We start from the raw sequence: 17,019 nt of genomic DNA, 5'->3' as shown, positions 1-17,019 counted from the left end.
GAACTATTGCCGATCCATGACGTCGGCCAAGATGGTAAATGCCCGAGCTGGAACAGAAATCTCTCCTTAATCGAGGTAAATGATCCTCAATGCCCTCTACCGTGCAGCAGCACATCAAAGACCATCTGCTTGAATGTTTCGAGCGGCGCTCCGCTACGGTCGGCGCGCATGCGCAGAAGTGCCCCCTCCCAACTGTTCAGGATGAAATCGGCAAGTGTTTCGGCCGGCAGCTCGCCAGTTAGTGTGCCGTCTCTCTGCGCTTCGGCGAGGCAAGCCGCGATGACCTCGCTCCAGCGGCTGAAATGCGCTGCCACATGCTGGCGGATCAACTCGCTATGATCGACCGTCTCGGCACTGAAATTGCCGAGTACGCAGCCCTGCGTATGACCTCTGAGCGCAAAGGACGCGGTGCGATCGTCGAAATAAGCCTTGAGCCGGCGAAGGGGCGGTTTGTCGGCATCAGCAAGAAAGCTCACGAGCCGGGCAAGCGCCTGCTCGGAATAGCGATCGGAAATCTCCGCTCCGAAGGCCTCCTTGCTGTCAAAGTAGTTATAGAAGGAGCCCTTTGGAACCTTGATGTCATCGACGATCTTCTGGATGCCGGTCGCGGCAAAGCCGTTGGCATGGATCTCCCTCAGGCCCGCTTCGATGAGTTTCTCCCGCATTTGCATATTCGGCTTGGGACCGCGGCGGGCCGGCTTTTCCATGTTCGTTTTCCTCTTGAATAATTAAAGACGACCGGTCACATATTAATTTCCTAATTACTGAAATCAAGGGCTTTCCCCTCGCCCAGTAGCCGTAACTCCAACTTTTCAAGGAATTGCTATTATGCCCTTAAATCCCACCCCAAGCCTGCGCTATGATGTCCTGACAATCCGCCGCCCGGGCCTCAGCCGTGACGTACCGGGTGGCGATCCCTCCCTTCGATGGGTCGCCAATTCGGCCACGCTCATCTCGGGCGAGCGTGATGCCATACTCGTCGATACCTTCCTGACCGTACCGCAGACAAAGACGCTCGCCGACTGGGTGGAAGCGAGCGGCAAGCAGCTGAAAGCCATCTATATTACGCATGGGCATGGCGACCATTTCTTCGGTATCGGCACGTTGCTTGAACGTTTCCCCGATGCGAAGGCCTATGCCATATCTGACGTGGTGGAGGCGATGCGCCGCCAGAGCGCCCCCGACATGCTCGACGGCTTCTGGCGCAAACTCTTCCCCGGCGAGATCGCTGAGAACATGGCTGTCGCCGATGTCCTTGAAACACCGGACCTCGATCTCGAAGGCCACAAGCTGATCCCGATCGACGCCGGCCACACCGACATGTCGCACTCGACCGCCCTGTACGTTCCCTCGATTGGGCTGATCGTCGGCGGAGACGTCGTCTATAACGGCATCCACTGCTATCTCGGCGAAACCACACGCGAGAGCCGGCAACACTGGATCGAAACGCTTGATAGCCTGAAGGAGCTGAAGCCGAAGGCCGTCGTTGCTGGCCACAAGATTCCGGAAAATGACGACAACCCTGATATCATCGACCAGACACAGCAATATCTGCGCGATTTCAATAGGCTTGAGCTGGAAACGACGACGGCGCGCGAACTGTTCGACGCCATGCTGGCACTCCATCCCAACCGTGCCAATCCCGGCTCGCTCTGGGGCGCTGCCAAGGTCGCAAAGGGCACCTGACCTTCACGCCGTTAATACCAAGCTGCCGCGCCTCTACGCGGCACGCCGCATCAGAGCGTCACGAGATCGGCGTGCCCGAACCCCTTGGAATAATCGAGCACGGAAATCACCTTCGGCATGACGCGGAAGATGCAGATCTGATCCCGCGTCGGCATGGCAATCTCCAGGCCCTCCTGAACAGGATATTTCGCCGGCATCAGCTGGAGCACCCTTTCGGCCTCGTCAGGATCCTCCACCTTTTCGGCATGCGCGGCCATCGACAAGCCGGTGATCTGCATCAGCTGGCCGGCATCCGGGTTGATCGTCAACGACACCCTGTTGTCCCGCGCCAGATTGGCGGCCTTCTGGCTGTCGGGGCTGCAGAGAAAATAGAGCGTCAGCTCGTCATTGACGTAGCCGACCGTCGTCGCTTGCGGCCAGCCGTCTGGCCGGAGCGTCGCAACGCTCATGATCCGCTGCCCATCCAGTATTGCCTGGATCGTCTTCCTGATCGCCTCGTCCATGGCTCGCTCCATTCGGTTTGATGGCTGAAGCATGGTTCGCTGCTGTGCATTCCGCATTGATCCGCATCAAGGCGAATATCGATCTGGATTATTTCGAAATATTCCTTATTATCCAAAATATAAATCACGATAGAGAATAATACGGATGACGTCGGAAGAGTTCTACACTGCCGAACAGGCCGCCGAGCGGCTGAAACTGCACCCGAAGACCGTACTGCGGTTGATCCGCGAAAAGCGGTTGCGCGCCACGCGCATCGGCAAGTCTTACCGCATTCTGCGCTCCGACCTCGAAGCCTTCGCCGGTGTCAGCAACAGCGCCCCGGCCCCGCAGGCCGAGGTCTATGTCACCAGCATCGTCGAGGTGCCTGATCTCTCCGCCGAAATCTCGAACCGCCTGACGGTGCTGATGCAGGCCATGCTGATCTCGCGGCATCGCCGTCCGCACGCCATGCAGTTCAACGCCGCCTATGACGCGGAACGGCAACTCCAGAAATTCATTCTCATCGGCACGCCGTCGGATACGGCGGAACTGTTGAACAGCCTGGACGCTTATCTGAAGGCACTCCGCTGACCAGAAAGGACATTCCGTGAGCAATGATATCAGGCTCTCGCACGGCTTTCGCGTGCTCCTCCGCAATCCCGATGGCAAGCCACTATCGGCTGAAAGCGGCATCAACGATCTGATCGGCCACGCACTTGGCGAAGCCGTCGATTGGGTGGTGTTGCCGGTTGCCGACCTGCCCGAGGATTTCCTGACGCTGCGCTCGGGCATCGCAGGTGCTGCGATCCAGAAATTCACCAACTACAAGGTCCGTGTCGCCATCATCGGCAGGATCGATGCGGAGCTTGCCGTGAGCAACGCGTTGCAAAGCTTCGTCCTTGAAGCCAATCGCGGCACGACCTGCTGGTTTCTCGATACGATGGAAGAGTTCGAGGCCAGGCTTTCGGCCTTCAGCACACCGGCCTAAACCACGGATTACCCTAGGCAATGCCGAATGTCGCAGCTGCCTCACGCAAAGGCATGTTCAGCCTGCCGGCCATCCCACCATTTCAGCACCCTGAGAGCCCTGAGCGTCACCCAGCGTGAGGGCTCTCCCTCCCCGTCATCCATGACGAACCAGGCCCTGCCGGACACGCGCCAGTCGAGCGGCCAGCGACCATCCTCCAGTCGCCGCGATCGGAGGTATCCGATTGCCTCCTTCAGCCGCATATCGGGCGCGGCCCCCGTTAGCAGGCTTGAGGCGCGAAAGTAATCGAGCGCCCGCAGCACATCGAAGCGCCAGCGGTTGGGATGCAGGAACTGCATGAATTTTTCGTCGACCGGCTCGCCGGTGCTGAGGCGCCGCATCAGGTGCCGCGCCAGAAGATAATCCTCGCCTGACCGTCTTGCCTCGCGCGATTGCTCGGTGCCGCCGGTCGCCCGCTCATATTCGAGAAGTCCCTCCAGCACATTGATCGTCGTATGGAAGGAGGAGCGCATCGAGCCATTCGCCCGCTCGCAGTTCCAGCCGCCATCCGACTGCCGCTCGCCGAGCAATCTTTCCACGATGGGCGAAACATCGACGCCGAAATAGGCGCCGTCGCCAACCGTGCGGCCATTGATGCATTCCTCCACCTCGCCCTCCCAGAAGGGTTGCCCGCCTTCGTCCCAGCGGCAATTGGCGCCGATGAGCGCGACAGTTCTCCTTGCGCTCTCCGAACGCGGGTCGAGACCGAATTCGCGAAGCTGCGTCAGCGAAAAATTCGTCGCCGTCCAGGGTTGTCCGGTCGCCTGCCATTCCTCGCGCGTGAAATCGCTGGGCAGGAACGAGCCGCCCGCCCATTGCCCATCGGGATCCTGAAAGGACAATAGCTTGGCACCCCACCCCTCCCGCTCGACCTTCTGCCGTTCGGCGGACCAGACGGGTTCAGGCGCGTCGAGCAGATCGCGCAGCACCTGCCAGCGGATGGCGGGATCGGAGGCGAGCAGCCAGTCGACCACGAAAGTCTCTGAAGGCATCGGCAAGGCTCCCTGTCGCTTGCAAATACGGAGCGCAGTTTGGCCAAGCATGCGTCTACCGTCAATATTGCAAGGCTCGGTGCAGAAGTGGCGACGGCCAAGCGGAAAGACTCCCTCTGCACTCCGCCGCCTGATATAGGCAGGAAGCGCCCGTCCTTGCCATGGAGCGCGGAGCCTGAGATGAACCCACGACAATTGAAAACCTTCCTTGCGGTCGCAAGGCACGGCAATTTCACCCGTGCCGCCAGCGAGGCGAACCTCGCCCAGTCGAGCCTTAGCGACCAGATGCAGGCACTCGAAGAGGAATTGGGCGTCCAACTTTTCGAGCGCTCCCGGCAGGGTGTGACCCTGACACCGGCTGGTGACACGCTTAAGGTCTATGCCGAGGAGATCCTTGCGCTGAACGACGAGGCAAAAGCGGCAACGCGTGCAGCGGCCGGCCTCGGAACACAATCCCTTGCAATCGGCACGCTCGAAACCATCGCCGCGGAAAAGCTCGCCGCCTTCCTGTCGCGTTTTCGCCGGACGCATTCCGATATCGGCCTGACGCTGAAGATCGCAGGCAGCGGTGAATTGCAGCGCCGGCTGGAAGACAGCTCGATCGACATCGCCTTCACCTTCGATCGTGGAGAACAGGACGATCGGTTCATCACCCGCCTCGTCTCGCGGGAGCCGCTGGTGCTGATTGCGGGCAGCAATGCCCGAGCGGTGCCGCCCCAGAACCTCGAAGACTTGAGCCGGCTACCCTTCATCGCCACTGAAACCGGCTGCGTCTACCGCCGTATCTTCGACACCGCCTTCGCCGACGCGGGCATTGCCGCACCTGATATCGTCACCCAGGCTGACAGCATCCAGACGATTATCCGCCTCGTTGCGTCCTGCGCCGGTTACGGCCTTGTACCGCATCTCGCCGTCAATCCAGCTGTCGAGCGGGGCGATGTCGTGGAACTTCCCTGGCCGGGTGACACGCCCACCGCCTCGCTGATCATGCTGTGGCGGCGCCGGCGGGTGCAGCCGCCGGCGCTTTCCCTGTTGCTCGCTTCGGCGAGCGAGGGCCTGAGGCCGGTCAGACCAGCCGATGCCCGCCTTCGACGTGCAGGATAGTGCCTGTCGTAAATCCGTTGCCGATCAGGAAGCGGATCGCATCGGCAATATCCTCGGCTCGGCCGACGCGGCCCGCCGGCAGGCGCTTCGCCATGGCTTCCAGCGTCGCCTGCTTGGCATCGCCGGCAACGAAATTCCAGATCGGCGTATCCACCCATCCCGGCGATACCGCGTTGATGCGCAGAGGCGCCAGCTCCACCGCAAGCGCCCTTACCAGCCCTTCCAGCGCCGCATTGACGGCCGCAACGACCGAACCGCGCGCCGCCGGCCGATAGGCCGCGACACCTGACGTATAGGTGATCGAGCCAGACAGCGGCAGGCGCGGCGCGCCATATTTGGCAAGCAACAGCGGCCCATAGAACTTGCTCTCGACCACGCGCTGCGCCGCTGCAAGCTGCAGATCCGGCAGAAGCTGGTAAGCTCCCTCGATATCCGCCGCCGTGCTGACGATATGATCGACCGGCCCGCAATCGCGGAAGAAGGCCGCTATCTCCTCCTCCCGCGTAAGATCGAGGACGGCGGCCCTAAGATCAGCTAGATCGCCGAGTTCCTGCCGCGCCGTCTCAAGCCTCTCTGCGCTGCGCCCGGCGATCGTCACCCGCGCACCCTCGGCCAGCAGCCGCCGCGCCAGCGCCAGCCCCATGCCGGAACTGCCGCCGATAACGATGATGTCCGCGCCTTCGATCCTTGTAACCGTCATCTGCATCTCCTTCTTGGCTGGAGAGCAGATGCCTTGCACCGGGCCGAAAGAAAAACGGAAGAAACCGAAGGCGCCATCGGTTCTTCCGATGATGCGGCCCGCCAAGCCGGCGATGCCTCAGACCGGCCAGACCATCCCGGCGACCGCGCAGCCGAGTAGCACCGGAATGACCGCCAGCTTGAACCGGAAGATCGCGATCGCTGCCGCAAGGCTCAACAGCAGTGACGGCACCGACAGCGACGTCCAGACAGGCAGCTCGATCGAGAAAGGTCCAAGGCTGTGCACCTCCGCACTCCTGAACAGGAAGTGCAGGCCGAACCAGATCGCGAGATTGAGGATAACGCCGACCACGGCCGCCGTAATGGCCGACATCGCGCCGGCCAGCGCGGTATTGCCGCGCAGCTTTTCGATGAAGGGTGCACCGAGGAAGATCCAGAGAAAGCAGGGAACGAAGGTCACCCACGTCGTCAGGATGGCGGCGAGCGTGGCGGCCGTCATCGGACCGAGACTGCCGGGATCGCGATAGGCCCCCATGAAACCGACGAACTGGAGAACCATGATCAGCGGGCCGGGCGTCGTTTCCGCCATGCCCAGGCCATCGAGCATCTCGGTGGGCTTCAGCCATCCAAAGTGCTGGACGGCCTCCTGGGCGACATAGGCGAGCACGGCGTAGGCGCCGCCGAAAGTCACCAGCGCCATCTTGCTGAAGAACACGCCGATCTGCGTGAAGATATCGTCAGGCCCGAGGAAGAAATAGAGTAACAACAGCGGCAGCAGCCAGAGCACCAGCAGCACTGCCGAGATCTTCAGCGACCAGCGGAGGTTCGGCCGTGCATGATCCGGTATTTCTTCCCCGAGCAGTGCATGCGCGTCGGAGAGGTCAGCGCCGCCCGCCGCCTTGTGCCCGCCACCACCCTGGAACAGGCGGGAACCCGACTTCGAACCCAAAAAGCCGATGATGGCGGCTGCGAGGATGATGACCGGAAAAGGCACATGGAACACGAAGATTGCCAGGAAAGCGGCTGCCGCTATCCCGATCATCGCCCTGTTCTTCAGCGCGCGGCCGCCGACCCTGACCACCGCCTGAATGACGACGGCAAGCACTGCCGCCTTCAGGCCGAAGAACAGCCCTTCGACGGCATGGACACTGCCGAGGGTCACGTAGAGGTAGCTGAGCGCCAGGATGGACAGGAAGCCCGGAAGCACGAACAGGATGCCGGCGACCAGACCGCCGGCGGTCCGATGCATCAGCCAGCCGATATAGATGGCAAGCTGCTGCGCCTCGGGTCCTGGAAGCAGCATGCAATAATTCAGCGCATGCAGGAAACGCTGCTCGCCGATCCACCTCTTCTCATCGACGACGATGCGGTGCATGACGGCGATCTGCCCGGCCGGTCCGCCGAAGCTGAGGGCCGCGACCCGCAGCCAGACGCGAAAGGCTTCGCCGAAGGTGACCCCATGCGGGTTTGGCGACGCCCCGGTGTCGGGCGTCGCATCGGTGACCGCGCTGCTCATGTCAGCCTCCCTTTTTTGCGGAAGGCCAGTTGTGCGTTTCGTCCGTGGCATCGCGGCACCAACGGTAGAAGGCATCATAGAGCAGCATGCCGGCATCCAGCTGCTTGAGATCGTCGACGAACATGCGCGACAGGCCGAGCGAGGCGGCGAGCAGCCCGGCGACTTCGGGGGCAAGATCCGGCCGGGCGGTATCGGCGCCGCGAACGATCGTTGCGAGCCTCGACATCGGCCCCGAAGCAAGGCCGAATTCCGCGACCATCACATCGAAGGTGCAGAGCTCGCCGCGATGGCTCCAGAAGACCTCCTCGATATCGAACGGCATGGCGCCGAAGCGGTCGGCAACCAGGGAGACGTCTGATGTCGGCACGAAGAGAAAGACCGCCGAGGGATCGACGAAACGCCGGATGAGCCACGGACAGGCGATACGGTCGATCTTCGGACGCGCACGCGTGACCCAGACGGTCCGTCCCTGCCGGTCGCGCGGCGGCAGCCTGTCGACGGGCACAGCCGCGCCGCCCGAACCTATCCAGGCCTCGAAGCCGCCTTCCAGCACTTCGGCGGTACCTCCGGCATGCCTGATATGGGCGGCGACCCCATGGCTGAGCTTGCCGCCCGCCTGGCAGACGACGACCACCGGCCCGGCAAAGCCTGCCGCCCATTCGGTGACATCCGTATGGGATTTACGGATCGAACCCGGCACCAGCCGCGGATCGCGGGCAAAATCCTCATCGGTGCGCACGTCGACGACGACAGGCGCATTCGGTACGCCGATGATACGGGTAAGTTTGTCTGAAGATATTTCGAGAAATGAAGGCATGACGCGTCCTCCGTTGTTCGGTTTCATGGACGCGATTCTTCGGCATGTCGCCTCGTGGGGTGATCGCAACCCCATGTGATTTTTATGCGCGCCGTCGTTTTTCGTGTCAAGCTTCGGGAGGGACCGCGCCATGCTCAGCAAACCAACCATTCCTCCTTTTGTAGATTGCGGTTAGTCTCGTCGGATGAGCACAGAAGAAACGCCGTTGACCGGCGGTCGCATTACCGCCGGCGTGGTCCGGGTTGGGGATACGGTCAGGCGCCCGGTCACGAGGGACCGGACGCATGTGCATAATCTTCTCCTTCACCTTGAAGAGCGTGGCTTTGATGCCGTCCCACGCTTTCTGGGCGTGGACGACCAGCAGCGCGAAGTGCTGAGTTTTATTCCCGGTTATGTGCCTGACGATCTCGGCCACTTCGATGATGCTCAGCTTGCAGCCGCTGTTCGCCTCCTTAGACGTTTCCACGACGCGACATCGGATTTTCCGCTCGTCCGGGACATGGGCGCGGAAGTCATGTGCCACAACGACTGGGGTCCGCCGAACGCCGTGTTCCGCGATCACCTGCCGTGCGGCATGATCGATTTCGACACGCTCGCTCCGGGCCTGCGCCTCTGGGATCTCGGTTATTTCGCCTTTGTCTGGCTCGACCTTGGAAACGACGACTATACGGGCGACGAACAGATCCGGCGGTTGGAGGTAGTAGCGCAAGCCTATGGATTGGCAAGCTGTACCGTCTGTAGGATCGCTATTCATGCGCTTGCGCGACAGACGACGCTGGCGACCGCGGGACGTGTGCAGGGCAAAGCGGACATGGCGGAATGGGCGGCTGCTGCTGCCGACTGGACGGTTCTCAATGTGCTCGAGCAGTTGAGCCCGACCGGCTATAGCCTGCCCACGGGATGATGACGATAGTTGTCTTGGTCTCGTTTGACATCTGTAATTCTCCGTTCTGTTCCGGCTCAGGCATCGCAGGCACAGCAAGGCGCATGCGCGTCACCGTTCCCGGTAACGCGTCCAAGAGTGCAAACCTCGCTGTGCTGCCGGGCATCGACGCTTTGCCGGCGGCAACGAAGACGAAATAAGCTGGTGGCAGAGAACCCGCAGATGGGGCCAGAAATACGCCTCATCGTGCGTGCCCCAGCCATTGACGATCGCAACAGTCGTATTGACTATTGCAAATAGGGAGGCTGGGGCCGCATGAATCATGGATAATCTGCCCGATATCGTCGGCAAACGCGATGCCGCCGTCACCACGAGGCGTATTCTCAAGGTCAATCACGCTGGCGAATTCGGCGCTATCCGTATCTATGGGGCGCAGATCGCCATGGCGCGGCTGCTCTTTCCGGATATCGTGCCGGCGCTTCATGACATGCGGGAGGATGAGATCCGGCATTGCCGATTGTTTCACGAGGCTATGCCCGCAAGAAGCGCCAGACCCTGCCGTGTAATGGCTTTCTGGAGCCTCGGCGGCTTCGTGCTCGGTTTCCTGACGGCACTTGGGGGCCGCAACATGGTGTGGATCTGCACCGAGGCGGTGGAAAGCACGGTCCATCGCCATCTGGAAGATCAACTGGCCTTCCTTGAAGGCAGAGATCAGGAGCTTCACGCCCTCATCGCCTCAATTCAGGATGAGGAACTGGCGCATCTGCGCGAAGCCGAGGAAAAGCAGACAGCGCGCGGGATCAGCCACGCCCTGCTTCTGCCCGTCATCGGCGCGCTGACCGATCTCATGATCTGGCTGTCGACCTGGGGAGATTCGAGCTGGATGCGCGCCGAAATGGCGCGCTCCGGAAAGGCCTAGCTTCCATCAGTTCCGCCCGCCATTCGCCCTGATCACCTGCCCATTGACCCAGCCGCTTTCCGCACTCGCCAGAAACGACACGATCCGGGCGATATCCTCCGGCTGGCCGAGGCGGCCGAGGGGGATTTCGCTGGTCAGACGCTGGATGACCTCCGGCGAGCGGCCGGAAAGCAGCAGTTCGGTTGCGACCGGCCCGGGCGCCACTGCATTGACGGTGATGCGGCGGGAGCCGAGCTCCTTTGCAAGGATGTGCGTCATCGCTTCCACCGCCGCCTTGGTCGCGGTGTAGACGGCATTGCCCGGCGAATAATGGCCGATGATGCTCGTGGAAAGATTGATGATGCGGCCGCCCTCGCGAAGGCGTGTTGCGGCCTCGCGCATGCCGTTGAAGCTACCGGTGAGGTTGACGGCGACGAGGCGCTGATAGTCTTCGTCGCTCACCTCTGAAAGCGGGCCAAAGGTGGTGACGCCGGCATTGTTGACGAGCACGTCGACGGTTCCGAATTCTGCTTCGGTGTGCTCGAAGAGCTCGGCAACTGCCTGCGGGCTGGAGACATCGGCGCCAAGCGCAAGCGCCCGGCCGCCGGCCGCCGTGATGGCGGCAACCACTTCTTCTGCCTGCGTAGAGCCTGCCGCATAATTGACGATGGTCTGGAAACCATCGGCTGCGAGCCGTCTGGCAATCGCCGCGCCGATGCCCCTGGATGCGCCGGTGACGATGGCGGTCTTGATCTCGTTTGACATGTATAATTCTCCGTTCTGTTCCGACGCGATCGATCGCAGGCACAGCAAGGGACACGCGCGTCACCGGTCCCGGTGATGCGTTCGGGTCTCCAAATCCCTCTGCTGAGCGATCGCTTGTGCGCTTGATTTGACGTGCCTAAAGTGAGCGATAACTCGCTTTCTTGCTACTCGCATTTCAAGGCCCGTTCCCAGCAATGTCCGAAAGCCCTTACAAGAGCCGATCCTCGCCCAGAAAAGCGCCCAGACAGGCCCGCTCGCTTGCGACGGTCAGCGTGATCGTCGAGGCCGCGGCTCGCATTCTGGAGGAACGCGGCCATGAGGGTTTTTCCACCAATGCGGTCGCGGAAAAGGCTGGCGTCAGTATCGGCTCGCTCTACCAGTATTTCCCGCGCAAGGATGCGCTGATCGGCGCGCTGATCCTTCGGCAGACCATGTCACTCATTGGAGACGCAGAAAGCGCTGCCGGCCAACAGACGGGCGAAGAGGCGCTCTCCGCCCTGATCGACCCCTGCGTCCGCCAGCAGCTTGAACGCCCTGCCCTTGCCCGCCTGCTCGATTACGAGGAGGCGCGCCTGCCGCTCGATGCGGAAACCGATCGGGTCAAGCACCGCTTCCTGGAACTCACCCGCAATACGCTGGCGCGACCGGACATGCCGCCGCAGCCCGATACCGATATCGCAGCACGCGATGTAGTGGCAATCATCAAGGGCATGATCGATGCCGCCGGCGAGCATGGGGAAGAAGACCGGGACGGCTTGGCGCTGCGCGTCAGACGCGCCGTGCTCGGCTATCTCAGAGCTTCGTCGGAAGGCGGATAATCCCGGAACCTGATTTAGGTCCGGATAAAAGAACCCTCGGTCCGAGAGTGGAGCCGAGGGTTTCATTTGCAGGAGTCAACGCAGCGATCGCTGGGAACGATGGGCCTTTGAGTGGGGGAACAAGGCTGCCGCGTTGGATAAGGAACGAGCCGGGTCGAGCTTGGTTCCTGAAAAATCACAGGTCCGGCAGCCGGCTCAACAGAAAATCCGCGCGCGCTGCGACAGCGACCCTGGGCAGGATGACGACCTCATAGCCCATCTCGGGATAGGCCTTGGTCAGCCGGTCATATTCGGCAACCGCCTCTTCAAAACCATGCTGCCGCTCAGAATCGTGGACATAGACCTCCGGCCAGGGCGGGGTCAGAAACACCGTCTGGTAATATCGATGCCGGTCCCGCAACGTCTCCAGCATCGCCTCGCCGGTCGTGGCCTGCAGGGCAGAAGCGGCGTCGATCAGGCCGCGATCGAAAAACGTCCATCCGGACCGGATCTCCGCAAGCTTCCGATCCTCACATGCCATCGCGATCGCCCGCCGGGCAAAGGCCGCCGGGTCGACCCAGGGCAAGGCAGCACCCTGCCCGGCCAGTTCCTCCCTCACGATCCGGCGTCCGGGCTCTTCGACGGTGGCGTGACCGCGCCGGGAGAGCTCTTCGAGCAATGTGGATTTCCCGCCGCCCGAGCAGCCGGAAATAACGACGCATTTGATCATGGAACTCTCCGATGAACGGATGATGAGAAAAGAAGCGCGGCGCGCAGACGCCCTATGTGCCGATCTCCAGGTCGAAGACGTGACCCTGCCTGCCGGCAGAGCAGCGAAGCGAACCCCTGTGTATCGCAGCGATGCGCTCCACGATATCAAGGCCGATGCCCATCCCGTCGGCGCGTGCGGCGACACCGGCGCCGTGCCTTGCGTTTGCCGGATGCCGGTCCTCGACGCGGATCAGATCATTGCTGACCCGCACGACGATGGCGGTATGGGCAGGCGTGTGGCGAACGGCATTGTCGATCAGGTTGCGAACGGCGTCCTTCAGCAGGGCCGGCAAACCCTGCACGATGGCGGCATCGACCTGCGCGGAGAATTCCAGCGAGTGACCGTTCTCGTAGACCCAGGGCGCCAGCTGTTCCACCACGCTGGACGAAAGTTCGACAAGGTCGACCTCCTCGAACATGCCGTGATCGAATGTATCGAGCCGTGCGAGCGCGGTGATCTGGCTGACGAAACGCACGAGATCGTCGAGATCGGCTTCCGCCTTGCGTGCCCGCGGATGGTCGATATGGCCGAGTTCCAGCTTGATTGCCGCAAGCGGCGTACGCACCTCGTGAGCGATGCCCGATGTAAGGATTTTCTGGGATTTCATCAGCTCGCCGACACGCTCGAAGGCCCGGTTGACCGCCTCGGCAAGATGGGCGACTTCCTGCGGCATTTCCTGAAATTGCAGATGGGAGCGCGAATCCATCGGGTCGATCCGTTCGGCCGCTTCGGCCGCAATCCGCACCGGTTTCAGCGCCTGTCGCACGGAAAGCACAGTGGCGCCGAGCACGAGCACCAAGAGGATGCTCATCGGCACGATCATATGCTCGATCACCTCATTCCACAGCACATCCGATACTACGTCCTGCGGATCGCCCATCGTCGCGACATCGACGACGAAGCGCCTTTCGCCCACCGTGAAGGCTCGCCCGCCCACGAGCGTCAGCGGTTTTCCGGGCTCGAGTGACCGCAGCCAGAAATCCGGAGGATTGACATCAGGCGGCAGGAAGCGGCTCTCGCAGGCAGCGTCGCAGGACTGGAAAACAAGCCCGCCATCGGCCGCACGGATGCGCGCCACATAGCCTGTCTGCGCCTGCCCGTAGCGTCCCTCGACAGAATCGGGAAGCCGGTAGCGGATGGTGCCGTCCTCCACCGCAATGCCGGAGGCGAGCCGTTCGGTCTCCTGCTCCACGAAGAGCCGCGAAAGCTCCCCGACATTCCAGTAATAGTCGGAAAAGATCACGGCGAGCTGCAGCACCATGGCCAGCACCGCAAAGAAGGCGATACGCCGTGTCAGAATGGCGCCCAGTGTCGGCGATGACAGGCTCATGCGCGCACCTCCCGCATCATGTATCCGACACCCCTGACGGTTTCGATCAGCACCTGTGTCGGATGCCCTTCGAGCTTTTTGCGCAGCCGGGAAACGGCAAGCTCGACGGCATTTCTGCTGCGCTCGTCGCCGAATTCCGAGAATGCATGCTCGATCTTCGGTTTGGGCACCACTTGCCCGCCGTTGCGCATCAACAGTTCCAGCAGGCCCTTTTCGGAAGGCGCGAGCGCAATTTCGCCGCCGGCACAGATCAGCTGCCGCGAGGCGAGATCATATTGAAGGGCGGCGAATTCCAGGACCGGCATGACGGTTGCCGGCGCGCGGCGCGTCAGCGCGCGGATGCGAGCGATCAATTCCCCATTGTGAAAGGGTTTTACGAGGTAATCATCCGCACCGGCATCGAGCCCGGCGATGCGCTCGTCGACTGCGCCCCGCGCCGTCAGCACCAGAACCGGCATCTGGACCTTCGCGGCGCGGAGCGATTTCAGAAATGCAATCCCGTCCTCATCAGGCAGGCCGAGGTCGAGAAGCAGCAGGTCATAGTCCGCCCCCTGCAATGCAAACCGCCCCTCCTGCGCCAGGGCGAAGGCATCGATCTTGCAGCCGGCATCGCGGATGGCTTCGCAAAGCAGCTCGCGAAGCCGGGAACTATCCTCGATCAGCAGTATCCTCATGCCCTCTTTCGACCCGTGACCATCGACAAGACGAGATTTTCCCTGAGCCTCCAGCTTTCGACGATGGCCGCACCTGCATGGACGAAGGCAAGCGCCATGATGCCGTTTGCGATGGTGCCATGCAGCTTCTCCAGCCACTTCTCGCCCCAGAAGGCATCGAGCGTCGTCATCCAGCCGGTCAGCGCCGTTGCCGCCAGCAGCGCCATCAACAGCAGCATCATGAGCGATGCGAGCGGATTGTGGCCGAGATAACGTTTCTCGCTGCCGTCGATCATATCGAATATCTGCTCCATGACCCTGCGCGGCGTCGGCAGGAAATCGGAAAAGCGAGCATGTTTTGTACCGACGAAACCCCAGAGGATGCGAATGACGATTGCCGCAGCGACGACATAACCCGTGATACGGTGCCAATATTTGCCCTCTTCGAGAATGAAGAGGTTGAGCGTGCAGGCTGCAACGATGGTCCAGTGAAACAGCCTGACGACCGGATCCCATACCCTGATCATCTGCCTGATGGCATCGGAGGGCACCTGGCCCTCCTTCTTCGATAAGGCGGCCGTCATGGCTCAATCGCCCTTCTGGACGATCTCGCCGGAGACCGGGTTGAAATAGACCTCGGCGCGCTCGCCGTTCTTGTCCCGGCCGTAGATTTCGTAGCAATTGCCCGTGATCTCGAAGGTCTTGATCGTGTACCCCATGGCCTCGATCTTCGCCTTCATGGCCGCTTCGGGCATCCATTTGGATTTCGGCTCCTTCGTGCAGCTTGGACTTGCAAGCGCCAAGGCAGGCGAGAGCGACAGGATTGCGAGAGCGACGATCAGTTTCAGCTTCATGATTTTACCCTTTTGCTGTTACCCGTGTCGGGCGACGGCAGAGGGGTAGCGTGGCGAAGCTGTCTGTTTGCTGTCCGGGTTCGCAGACGAGCTCGCCGCCGAAAGATATGCTCCACGCGCTATTTGCTGCGTGGCAGCGGTCGCAGGAACAGGCGCTCGTAGCTCTTGAACGGCGGATCGGCTCCGAAGCGCGCATTGGCCGCGATACTGTCTGGATCGGTGGCAACGCTGGCGCGGTAGCCGAGATAGGTCTCCTCATCCGGGAAAGTGAAGAGAGCGATGGCAATATTGCCCGCCCCATCCGCCCCGGCACCGGGAAAACTCAAGCCCGCACCATCAGGCTTTTCGCGCGGCATGAAATATCCGTGATGCGTTCCGCCATAGCGCTCGATCAGTTGCACCCAGATCTCGGCATAGGCTTCGAATTCCGCGCGTTTCTTCGGGTCGAGGCGGTAGCGCACCTCGCAGGTAACAGGGATAATCGACTTCAAGGAAATTCCTCCCATGTCAGCATATAGCTCATAAGAGGAGGCCGGCCATGCACACAGTGCCAGATCTGACGGAATTGCAGGAAACGCGGCTGCGCATGGAGGCCAAATACCTGCCCGCCTCGCCGTTCCGGCGGAGCTACGAGCGGCTCTGCCGGCGCTTCGAGGACGATCTCGCCGATGAACGGGATCGCCTGCTCAGCCAGTGCGCAAGCCTGATGCTGATCAAGTTTATTCAGGAGGATATTGCAGGTGTGACGGATTGATGCCGGTTCTGAGCCTAACTGGCCCGTCATTTCCCGCTTGTCGCGAATCGCAGCAGCCGCTACCTCTTGGGCAAGGCTCTACCCAAGCCTCCTCCCTCCATCCGGGAAGCATCGTCCATGCGGGGTAATTCACCATCGAACCATCTGTTCGAGCACCGCATAAGGAGGGGTTGCGTTTCCGGCTCGCAATGGAGGTTTGAATGAAACTGTCTGCACCCATCTATCAGCTGAAGCGCCGGGCGAAATTGCTGGCGCGAACCGATACGATCCCGCTCCATCAGGCGCTGGACCGTGTCGCCGAGGAAGAAGGTTTTCCGGCCTGGAGCCTGCTTGCCTCACGCCATGAAACCGAAGGATCGGCCAGCTCCATGCTGTCGCAGCTTGCGGATGGCGACTTGCTGTTGATCGCCGCCCGTCCAGGCCACGGCAAGACCCTGCTCGGTTTGCAGCTTCTGCTCGATGCCGTCGGGCAGGCACGAAAGGCGACCTTCTTCACGCTCGAATATACCGAAGAGCAGACCCTGCAGCGCATCCATGCCCTGCCCGAAGGGGAAGCGCTGGGTGAAAAGGTCGAGATCGTCACCTCGGACGAGATCAGCGCCGATTACATCATGCGCCATCTCGCGGGCGCGCCCAAAGGCACGGTTGCCGTCATCGACTATCTGCAGATCCTCGACCAGCAGCGCATCAAGCCAAGCCTGTCCGAACAGGTGACCGCGCTTCGCAGCTTTGCCCGCGAAACCGGCATCGTGCTGGCCTTCATCTCGCAGATCGACCGGTCCTTCGAGGCCGACGGCAAAGACCTGCCGGATCTTCAGGATGTCCGCCTGCCGAACCAGCTCGACCTCAGGCTGTTCAGCAAGGCCTGCTTCCTGCACGATCGCGAAGTCCAGCTTCAGCACGTGGCTTAAATCGTAATACGGGGGCCGGCGCCGGTTGAGGTGCCGGCCTTCGGCGTTCGGCTGACCGCCGGAGTTTCTGAGCGCCGT

At 61.6% G+C, this 17,019-nt stretch carries 22 protein-coding genes; 9 read left to right on the top strand and 13 right to left on the bottom strand.

Annotated features, from left to right (window positions below):
* Positions 1-86: 86 nt before the first annotated feature.
* Positions 87-707 carry a TetR/AcrR family transcriptional regulator gene (locus H4W29_RS32335; protein ID WP_192732948.1) on the bottom strand — a complete coding sequence of 207 codons (621 nt, stop codon included), beginning with the start codon at positions 705-707 and terminating at the stop codon, positions 87-89.
* 121 nt (positions 708-828) lie between these two features.
* Between H4W29_RS32335 and H4W29_RS32330 the strand changes: the two genes are divergently transcribed.
* On the top strand, positions 829-1,686 hold the full coding sequence (locus H4W29_RS32330; RefSeq protein WP_192732947.1) for an MBL fold metallo-hydrolase: 858 nt from the start codon (positions 829-831) through the stop codon (positions 1,684-1,686).
* Between the two features lie 50 nt (positions 1,687-1,736).
* Here H4W29_RS32330 and H4W29_RS32325 read toward each other — a convergent pair whose 3' ends face one another.
* Positions 1,737-2,189: a pyridoxamine 5'-phosphate oxidase family protein gene (locus H4W29_RS32325; RefSeq protein WP_192732946.1), complete on the bottom strand. Its 453-nt coding sequence runs from the start codon at positions 2,187-2,189 to the stop codon at positions 1,737-1,739.
* Positions 2,190-2,334: 145 nt separating this feature from the next.
* Between H4W29_RS32325 and H4W29_RS32320 the strand changes: the two genes are divergently transcribed.
* Both H4W29_RS32320 and H4W29_RS32315 read left to right on the top strand, forming a co-directional pair.
* The gene (locus tag H4W29_RS32320; RefSeq protein ID WP_192732945.1) at positions 2,335-2,760 is read left to right on the top strand and encodes a helix-turn-helix domain-containing protein; all 426 of its coding nucleotides are present in this window, start codon (positions 2,335-2,337) and stop codon (positions 2,758-2,760) included.
* Between the two features lie 16 nt (positions 2,761-2,776).
* Positions 2,777-3,157 carry a DUF4180 domain-containing protein gene (locus tag H4W29_RS32315; protein ID WP_192732944.1) on the top strand — a complete coding sequence of 127 codons (381 nt, stop codon included), beginning with the start codon at positions 2,777-2,779 and terminating at the stop codon, positions 3,155-3,157.
* 41 nt (positions 3,158-3,198) lie between these two features.
* Here the strand turns inward: H4W29_RS32315 and H4W29_RS32310 are convergent, their stop codons facing one another.
* Positions 3,199-4,188 carry a squalene cyclase gene (locus H4W29_RS32310; protein WP_192732943.1) on the bottom strand — a complete coding sequence of 330 codons (990 nt, stop codon included), beginning with the start codon at positions 4,186-4,188 and terminating at the stop codon, positions 3,199-3,201.
* A gap of 180 nt (positions 4,189-4,368) precedes the next feature.
* Here H4W29_RS32310 and H4W29_RS32305 point away from each other — a divergent pair, with 180 nt between their 5' ends.
* The gene (locus H4W29_RS32305) at positions 4,369-5,292 is read left to right on the top strand and encodes a LysR family transcriptional regulator (protein ID WP_192732942.1); all 924 of its coding nucleotides are present in this window, start codon (positions 4,369-4,371) and stop codon (positions 5,290-5,292) included.
* Here H4W29_RS32305 and H4W29_RS32300 read toward each other — a convergent pair.
* The 3 genes from H4W29_RS32300 to H4W29_RS32290 form a co-directional block, all read right to left on the bottom strand.
* Positions 5,255-5,992, bottom strand: a complete 738-nt coding sequence (locus H4W29_RS32300) for an SDR family oxidoreductase (RefSeq protein ID WP_192732941.1) — start codon at positions 5,990-5,992, stop codon at positions 5,255-5,257. The genes H4W29_RS32305 and H4W29_RS32300 overlap by 38 nt on opposite strands.
* 117 nt (positions 5,993-6,109) lie before the next feature.
* A complete protein-coding gene (gene chrA, locus H4W29_RS32295; protein ID WP_192732940.1) occupies positions 6,110-7,507 on the bottom strand; it encodes a chromate efflux transporter in 1,398 nt (465 codons plus the stop codon).
* Between the two features lies 1 nt (position 7,508).
* Positions 7,509-8,324 (bottom strand): chromate resistance protein ChrB domain-containing protein, encoded by an 816-nt coding sequence (locus H4W29_RS32290; RefSeq protein ID WP_192732939.1) that lies wholly within the window; start codon positions 8,322-8,324, stop codon positions 7,509-7,511.
* Positions 8,325-8,508: 184 nt separating this feature from the next.
* Between H4W29_RS32290 and H4W29_RS32285 the strand changes: the two genes are divergently transcribed.
* Together H4W29_RS32285 and H4W29_RS32280 are read left to right on the top strand one after the other, a co-directional pair.
* Positions 8,509-9,228, top strand: coding sequence for a phosphotransferase (locus tag H4W29_RS32285; protein WP_192732938.1), 720 nt, complete (start codon positions 8,509-8,511; stop codon positions 9,226-9,228).
* Between the two features lie 301 nt (positions 9,229-9,529).
* The gene (locus H4W29_RS32280) at positions 9,530-10,126 is read left to right on the top strand and encodes a demethoxyubiquinone hydroxylase family protein (protein WP_192732937.1); all 597 of its coding nucleotides are present in this window, start codon (positions 9,530-9,532) and stop codon (positions 10,124-10,126) included.
* Positions 10,127-10,132: 6 nt separating this feature from the next.
* On the opposite strand, the gene H4W29_RS32275 is transcribed toward H4W29_RS32280, so the two are convergent.
* Positions 10,133-10,870 (bottom strand): SDR family oxidoreductase, encoded by a 738-nt coding sequence (locus tag H4W29_RS32275; RefSeq protein WP_192732936.1) that lies wholly within the window; start codon positions 10,868-10,870, stop codon positions 10,133-10,135.
* A gap of 194 nt (positions 10,871-11,064) precedes the next feature.
* Between H4W29_RS32275 and H4W29_RS32270 the strand changes: the two genes are divergently transcribed.
* Positions 11,065-11,688, top strand: coding sequence for a TetR/AcrR family transcriptional regulator (locus H4W29_RS32270; protein ID WP_192732935.1), 624 nt, complete (start codon positions 11,065-11,067; stop codon positions 11,686-11,688).
* Between the two features lie 175 nt (positions 11,689-11,863).
* On the opposite strand, the gene H4W29_RS32265 is transcribed toward H4W29_RS32270, so the two are convergent.
* From H4W29_RS32265 to H4W29_RS32240, 6 genes are all read right to left on the bottom strand, one after another.
* Positions 11,864-12,397 carry an AAA family ATPase gene (locus H4W29_RS32265; protein WP_192732934.1) on the bottom strand — a complete coding sequence of 178 codons (534 nt, stop codon included), beginning with the start codon at positions 12,395-12,397 and terminating at the stop codon, positions 11,864-11,866.
* Positions 12,398-12,449: 52 nt separating this feature from the next.
* Positions 12,450-13,769 (bottom strand): ATP-binding protein, encoded by a 1,320-nt coding sequence (locus H4W29_RS32260; protein WP_192732933.1) that lies wholly within the window; start codon positions 13,767-13,769, stop codon positions 12,450-12,452.
* Positions 13,766-14,443, bottom strand: a complete 678-nt coding sequence (locus H4W29_RS32255; RefSeq protein WP_192732932.1) for a response regulator transcription factor — start codon at positions 14,441-14,443, stop codon at positions 13,766-13,768. Before H4W29_RS32255 ends, H4W29_RS32260 begins: the two co-directional genes overlap by 4 nt.
* The gene (locus tag H4W29_RS32250) at positions 14,440-15,006 is read right to left on the bottom strand and encodes a cytochrome b/b6 domain-containing protein (protein WP_192732931.1); all 567 of its coding nucleotides are present in this window, start codon (positions 15,004-15,006) and stop codon (positions 14,440-14,442) included. Before H4W29_RS32250 ends, H4W29_RS32255 begins: the two co-directional genes overlap by 4 nt.
* A gap of 3 nt (positions 15,007-15,009) precedes the next feature.
* Entirely contained in the window at positions 15,010-15,276 is a 267-nt protein-coding gene (locus H4W29_RS32245) for a PepSY domain-containing protein (protein WP_192732930.1), read from the bottom strand.
* Between the two features lie 119 nt (positions 15,277-15,395).
* Positions 15,396-15,767, bottom strand: a complete 372-nt coding sequence (locus H4W29_RS32240) for an NIPSNAP family protein (protein WP_210332483.1) — start codon at positions 15,765-15,767, stop codon at positions 15,396-15,398.
* 47 nt (positions 15,768-15,814) lie between these two features.
* Here H4W29_RS32240 and H4W29_RS32235 point away from each other — a divergent pair, with 47 nt between their 5' ends.
* Positions 15,815-16,030 carry a hypothetical protein gene (locus H4W29_RS32235; protein ID WP_192732928.1) on the top strand — a complete coding sequence of 72 codons (216 nt, stop codon included), beginning with the start codon at positions 15,815-15,817 and terminating at the stop codon, positions 16,028-16,030.
* Positions 16,031-16,230: 200 nt separating this feature from the next.
* Positions 16,231-16,941, top strand: coding sequence for a DNA helicase (locus H4W29_RS32230; protein ID WP_192732927.1), 711 nt, complete (start codon positions 16,231-16,233; stop codon positions 16,939-16,941).
* Positions 16,942-17,019 lie beyond the last annotated feature (78 nt).

Origin of the sequence: Rhizobium viscosum, from assembly GCF_014873945.1 — a bacterium.
GTDB classification, from domain to species: domain Bacteria; phylum Pseudomonadota; class Alphaproteobacteria; order Rhizobiales; family Rhizobiaceae; genus Rhizobium; species Rhizobium viscosum.
This window is presented reverse-complemented; position numbering and strand designations above follow the sequence as displayed.

Coding starts and splice junctions, on each gene's coding strand:
- H4W29_RS32335 (WP_192732948.1), bottom strand. CDS start 707: ATGGAAAAGCCGGCCCGCCGCGGTCCCAAGCCGAATATGCAAATGCGG.
- H4W29_RS32330 (WP_192732947.1), top strand. CDS start 829: ATGCCCTTAAATCCCACCCCAAGCCTGCGCTATGATGTCCTGACAATC.
- H4W29_RS32325 (WP_192732946.1), bottom strand. CDS start 2,189: ATGGACGAGGCGATCAGGAAGACGATCCAGGCAATACTGGATGGGCAG.
- H4W29_RS32320 (WP_192732945.1), top strand. CDS start 2,335: ATGACGTCGGAAGAGTTCTACACTGCCGAACAGGCCGCCGAGCGGCTG.
- H4W29_RS32310 (WP_192732943.1), bottom strand. CDS start 4,188: ATGCCTTCAGAGACTTTCGTGGTCGACTGGCTGCTCGCCTCCGATCCC.
- H4W29_RS32305 (WP_192732942.1), top strand. CDS start 4,369: ATGAACCCACGACAATTGAAAACCTTCCTTGCGGTCGCAAGGCACGGC.
- H4W29_RS32300 (WP_192732941.1), bottom strand. CDS start 5,992: ATGACGGTTACAAGGATCGAAGGCGCGGACATCATCGTTATCGGCGGC.
- chrA (WP_192732940.1), bottom strand. CDS start 7,507: ATGAGCAGCGCGGTCACCGATGCGACGCCCGACACCGGGGCGTCGCCA.
- H4W29_RS32290 (WP_192732939.1), bottom strand. CDS start 8,324: ATGCCTTCATTTCTCGAAATATCTTCAGACAAACTTACCCGTATCATC.
- H4W29_RS32285 (WP_192732938.1), top strand. CDS start 8,509: ATGAGCACAGAAGAAACGCCGTTGACCGGCGGTCGCATTACCGCCGGC.
- H4W29_RS32280 (WP_192732937.1), top strand. CDS start 9,530: ATGGATAATCTGCCCGATATCGTCGGCAAACGCGATGCCGCCGTCACC.
- H4W29_RS32275 (WP_192732936.1), bottom strand. CDS start 10,870: ATGTCAAACGAGATCAAGACCGCCATCGTCACCGGCGCATCCAGGGGC.
- H4W29_RS32270 (WP_192732935.1), top strand. CDS start 11,065: ATGTCCGAAAGCCCTTACAAGAGCCGATCCTCGCCCAGAAAAGCGCCC.
- H4W29_RS32265 (WP_192732934.1), bottom strand. CDS start 12,397: ATGATCAAATGCGTCGTTATTTCCGGCTGCTCGGGCGGCGGGAAATCC.
- H4W29_RS32260 (WP_192732933.1), bottom strand. CDS start 13,769: ATGAGCCTGTCATCGCCGACACTGGGCGCCATTCTGACACGGCGTATC.
- H4W29_RS32255 (WP_192732932.1), bottom strand. CDS start 14,443: ATGAGGATACTGCTGATCGAGGATAGTTCCCGGCTTCGCGAGCTGCTT.
- H4W29_RS32250 (WP_192732931.1), bottom strand. CDS start 15,006: ATGACGGCCGCCTTATCGAAGAAGGAGGGCCAGGTGCCCTCCGATGCC.
- H4W29_RS32245 (WP_192732930.1), bottom strand. CDS start 15,276: ATGAAGCTGAAACTGATCGTCGCTCTCGCAATCCTGTCGCTCTCGCCT.
- H4W29_RS32235 (WP_192732928.1), top strand. CDS start 15,815: ATGCACACAGTGCCAGATCTGACGGAATTGCAGGAAACGCGGCTGCGC.
- H4W29_RS32230 (WP_192732927.1), top strand. CDS start 16,231: ATGAAACTGTCTGCACCCATCTATCAGCTGAAGCGCCGGGCGAAATTG.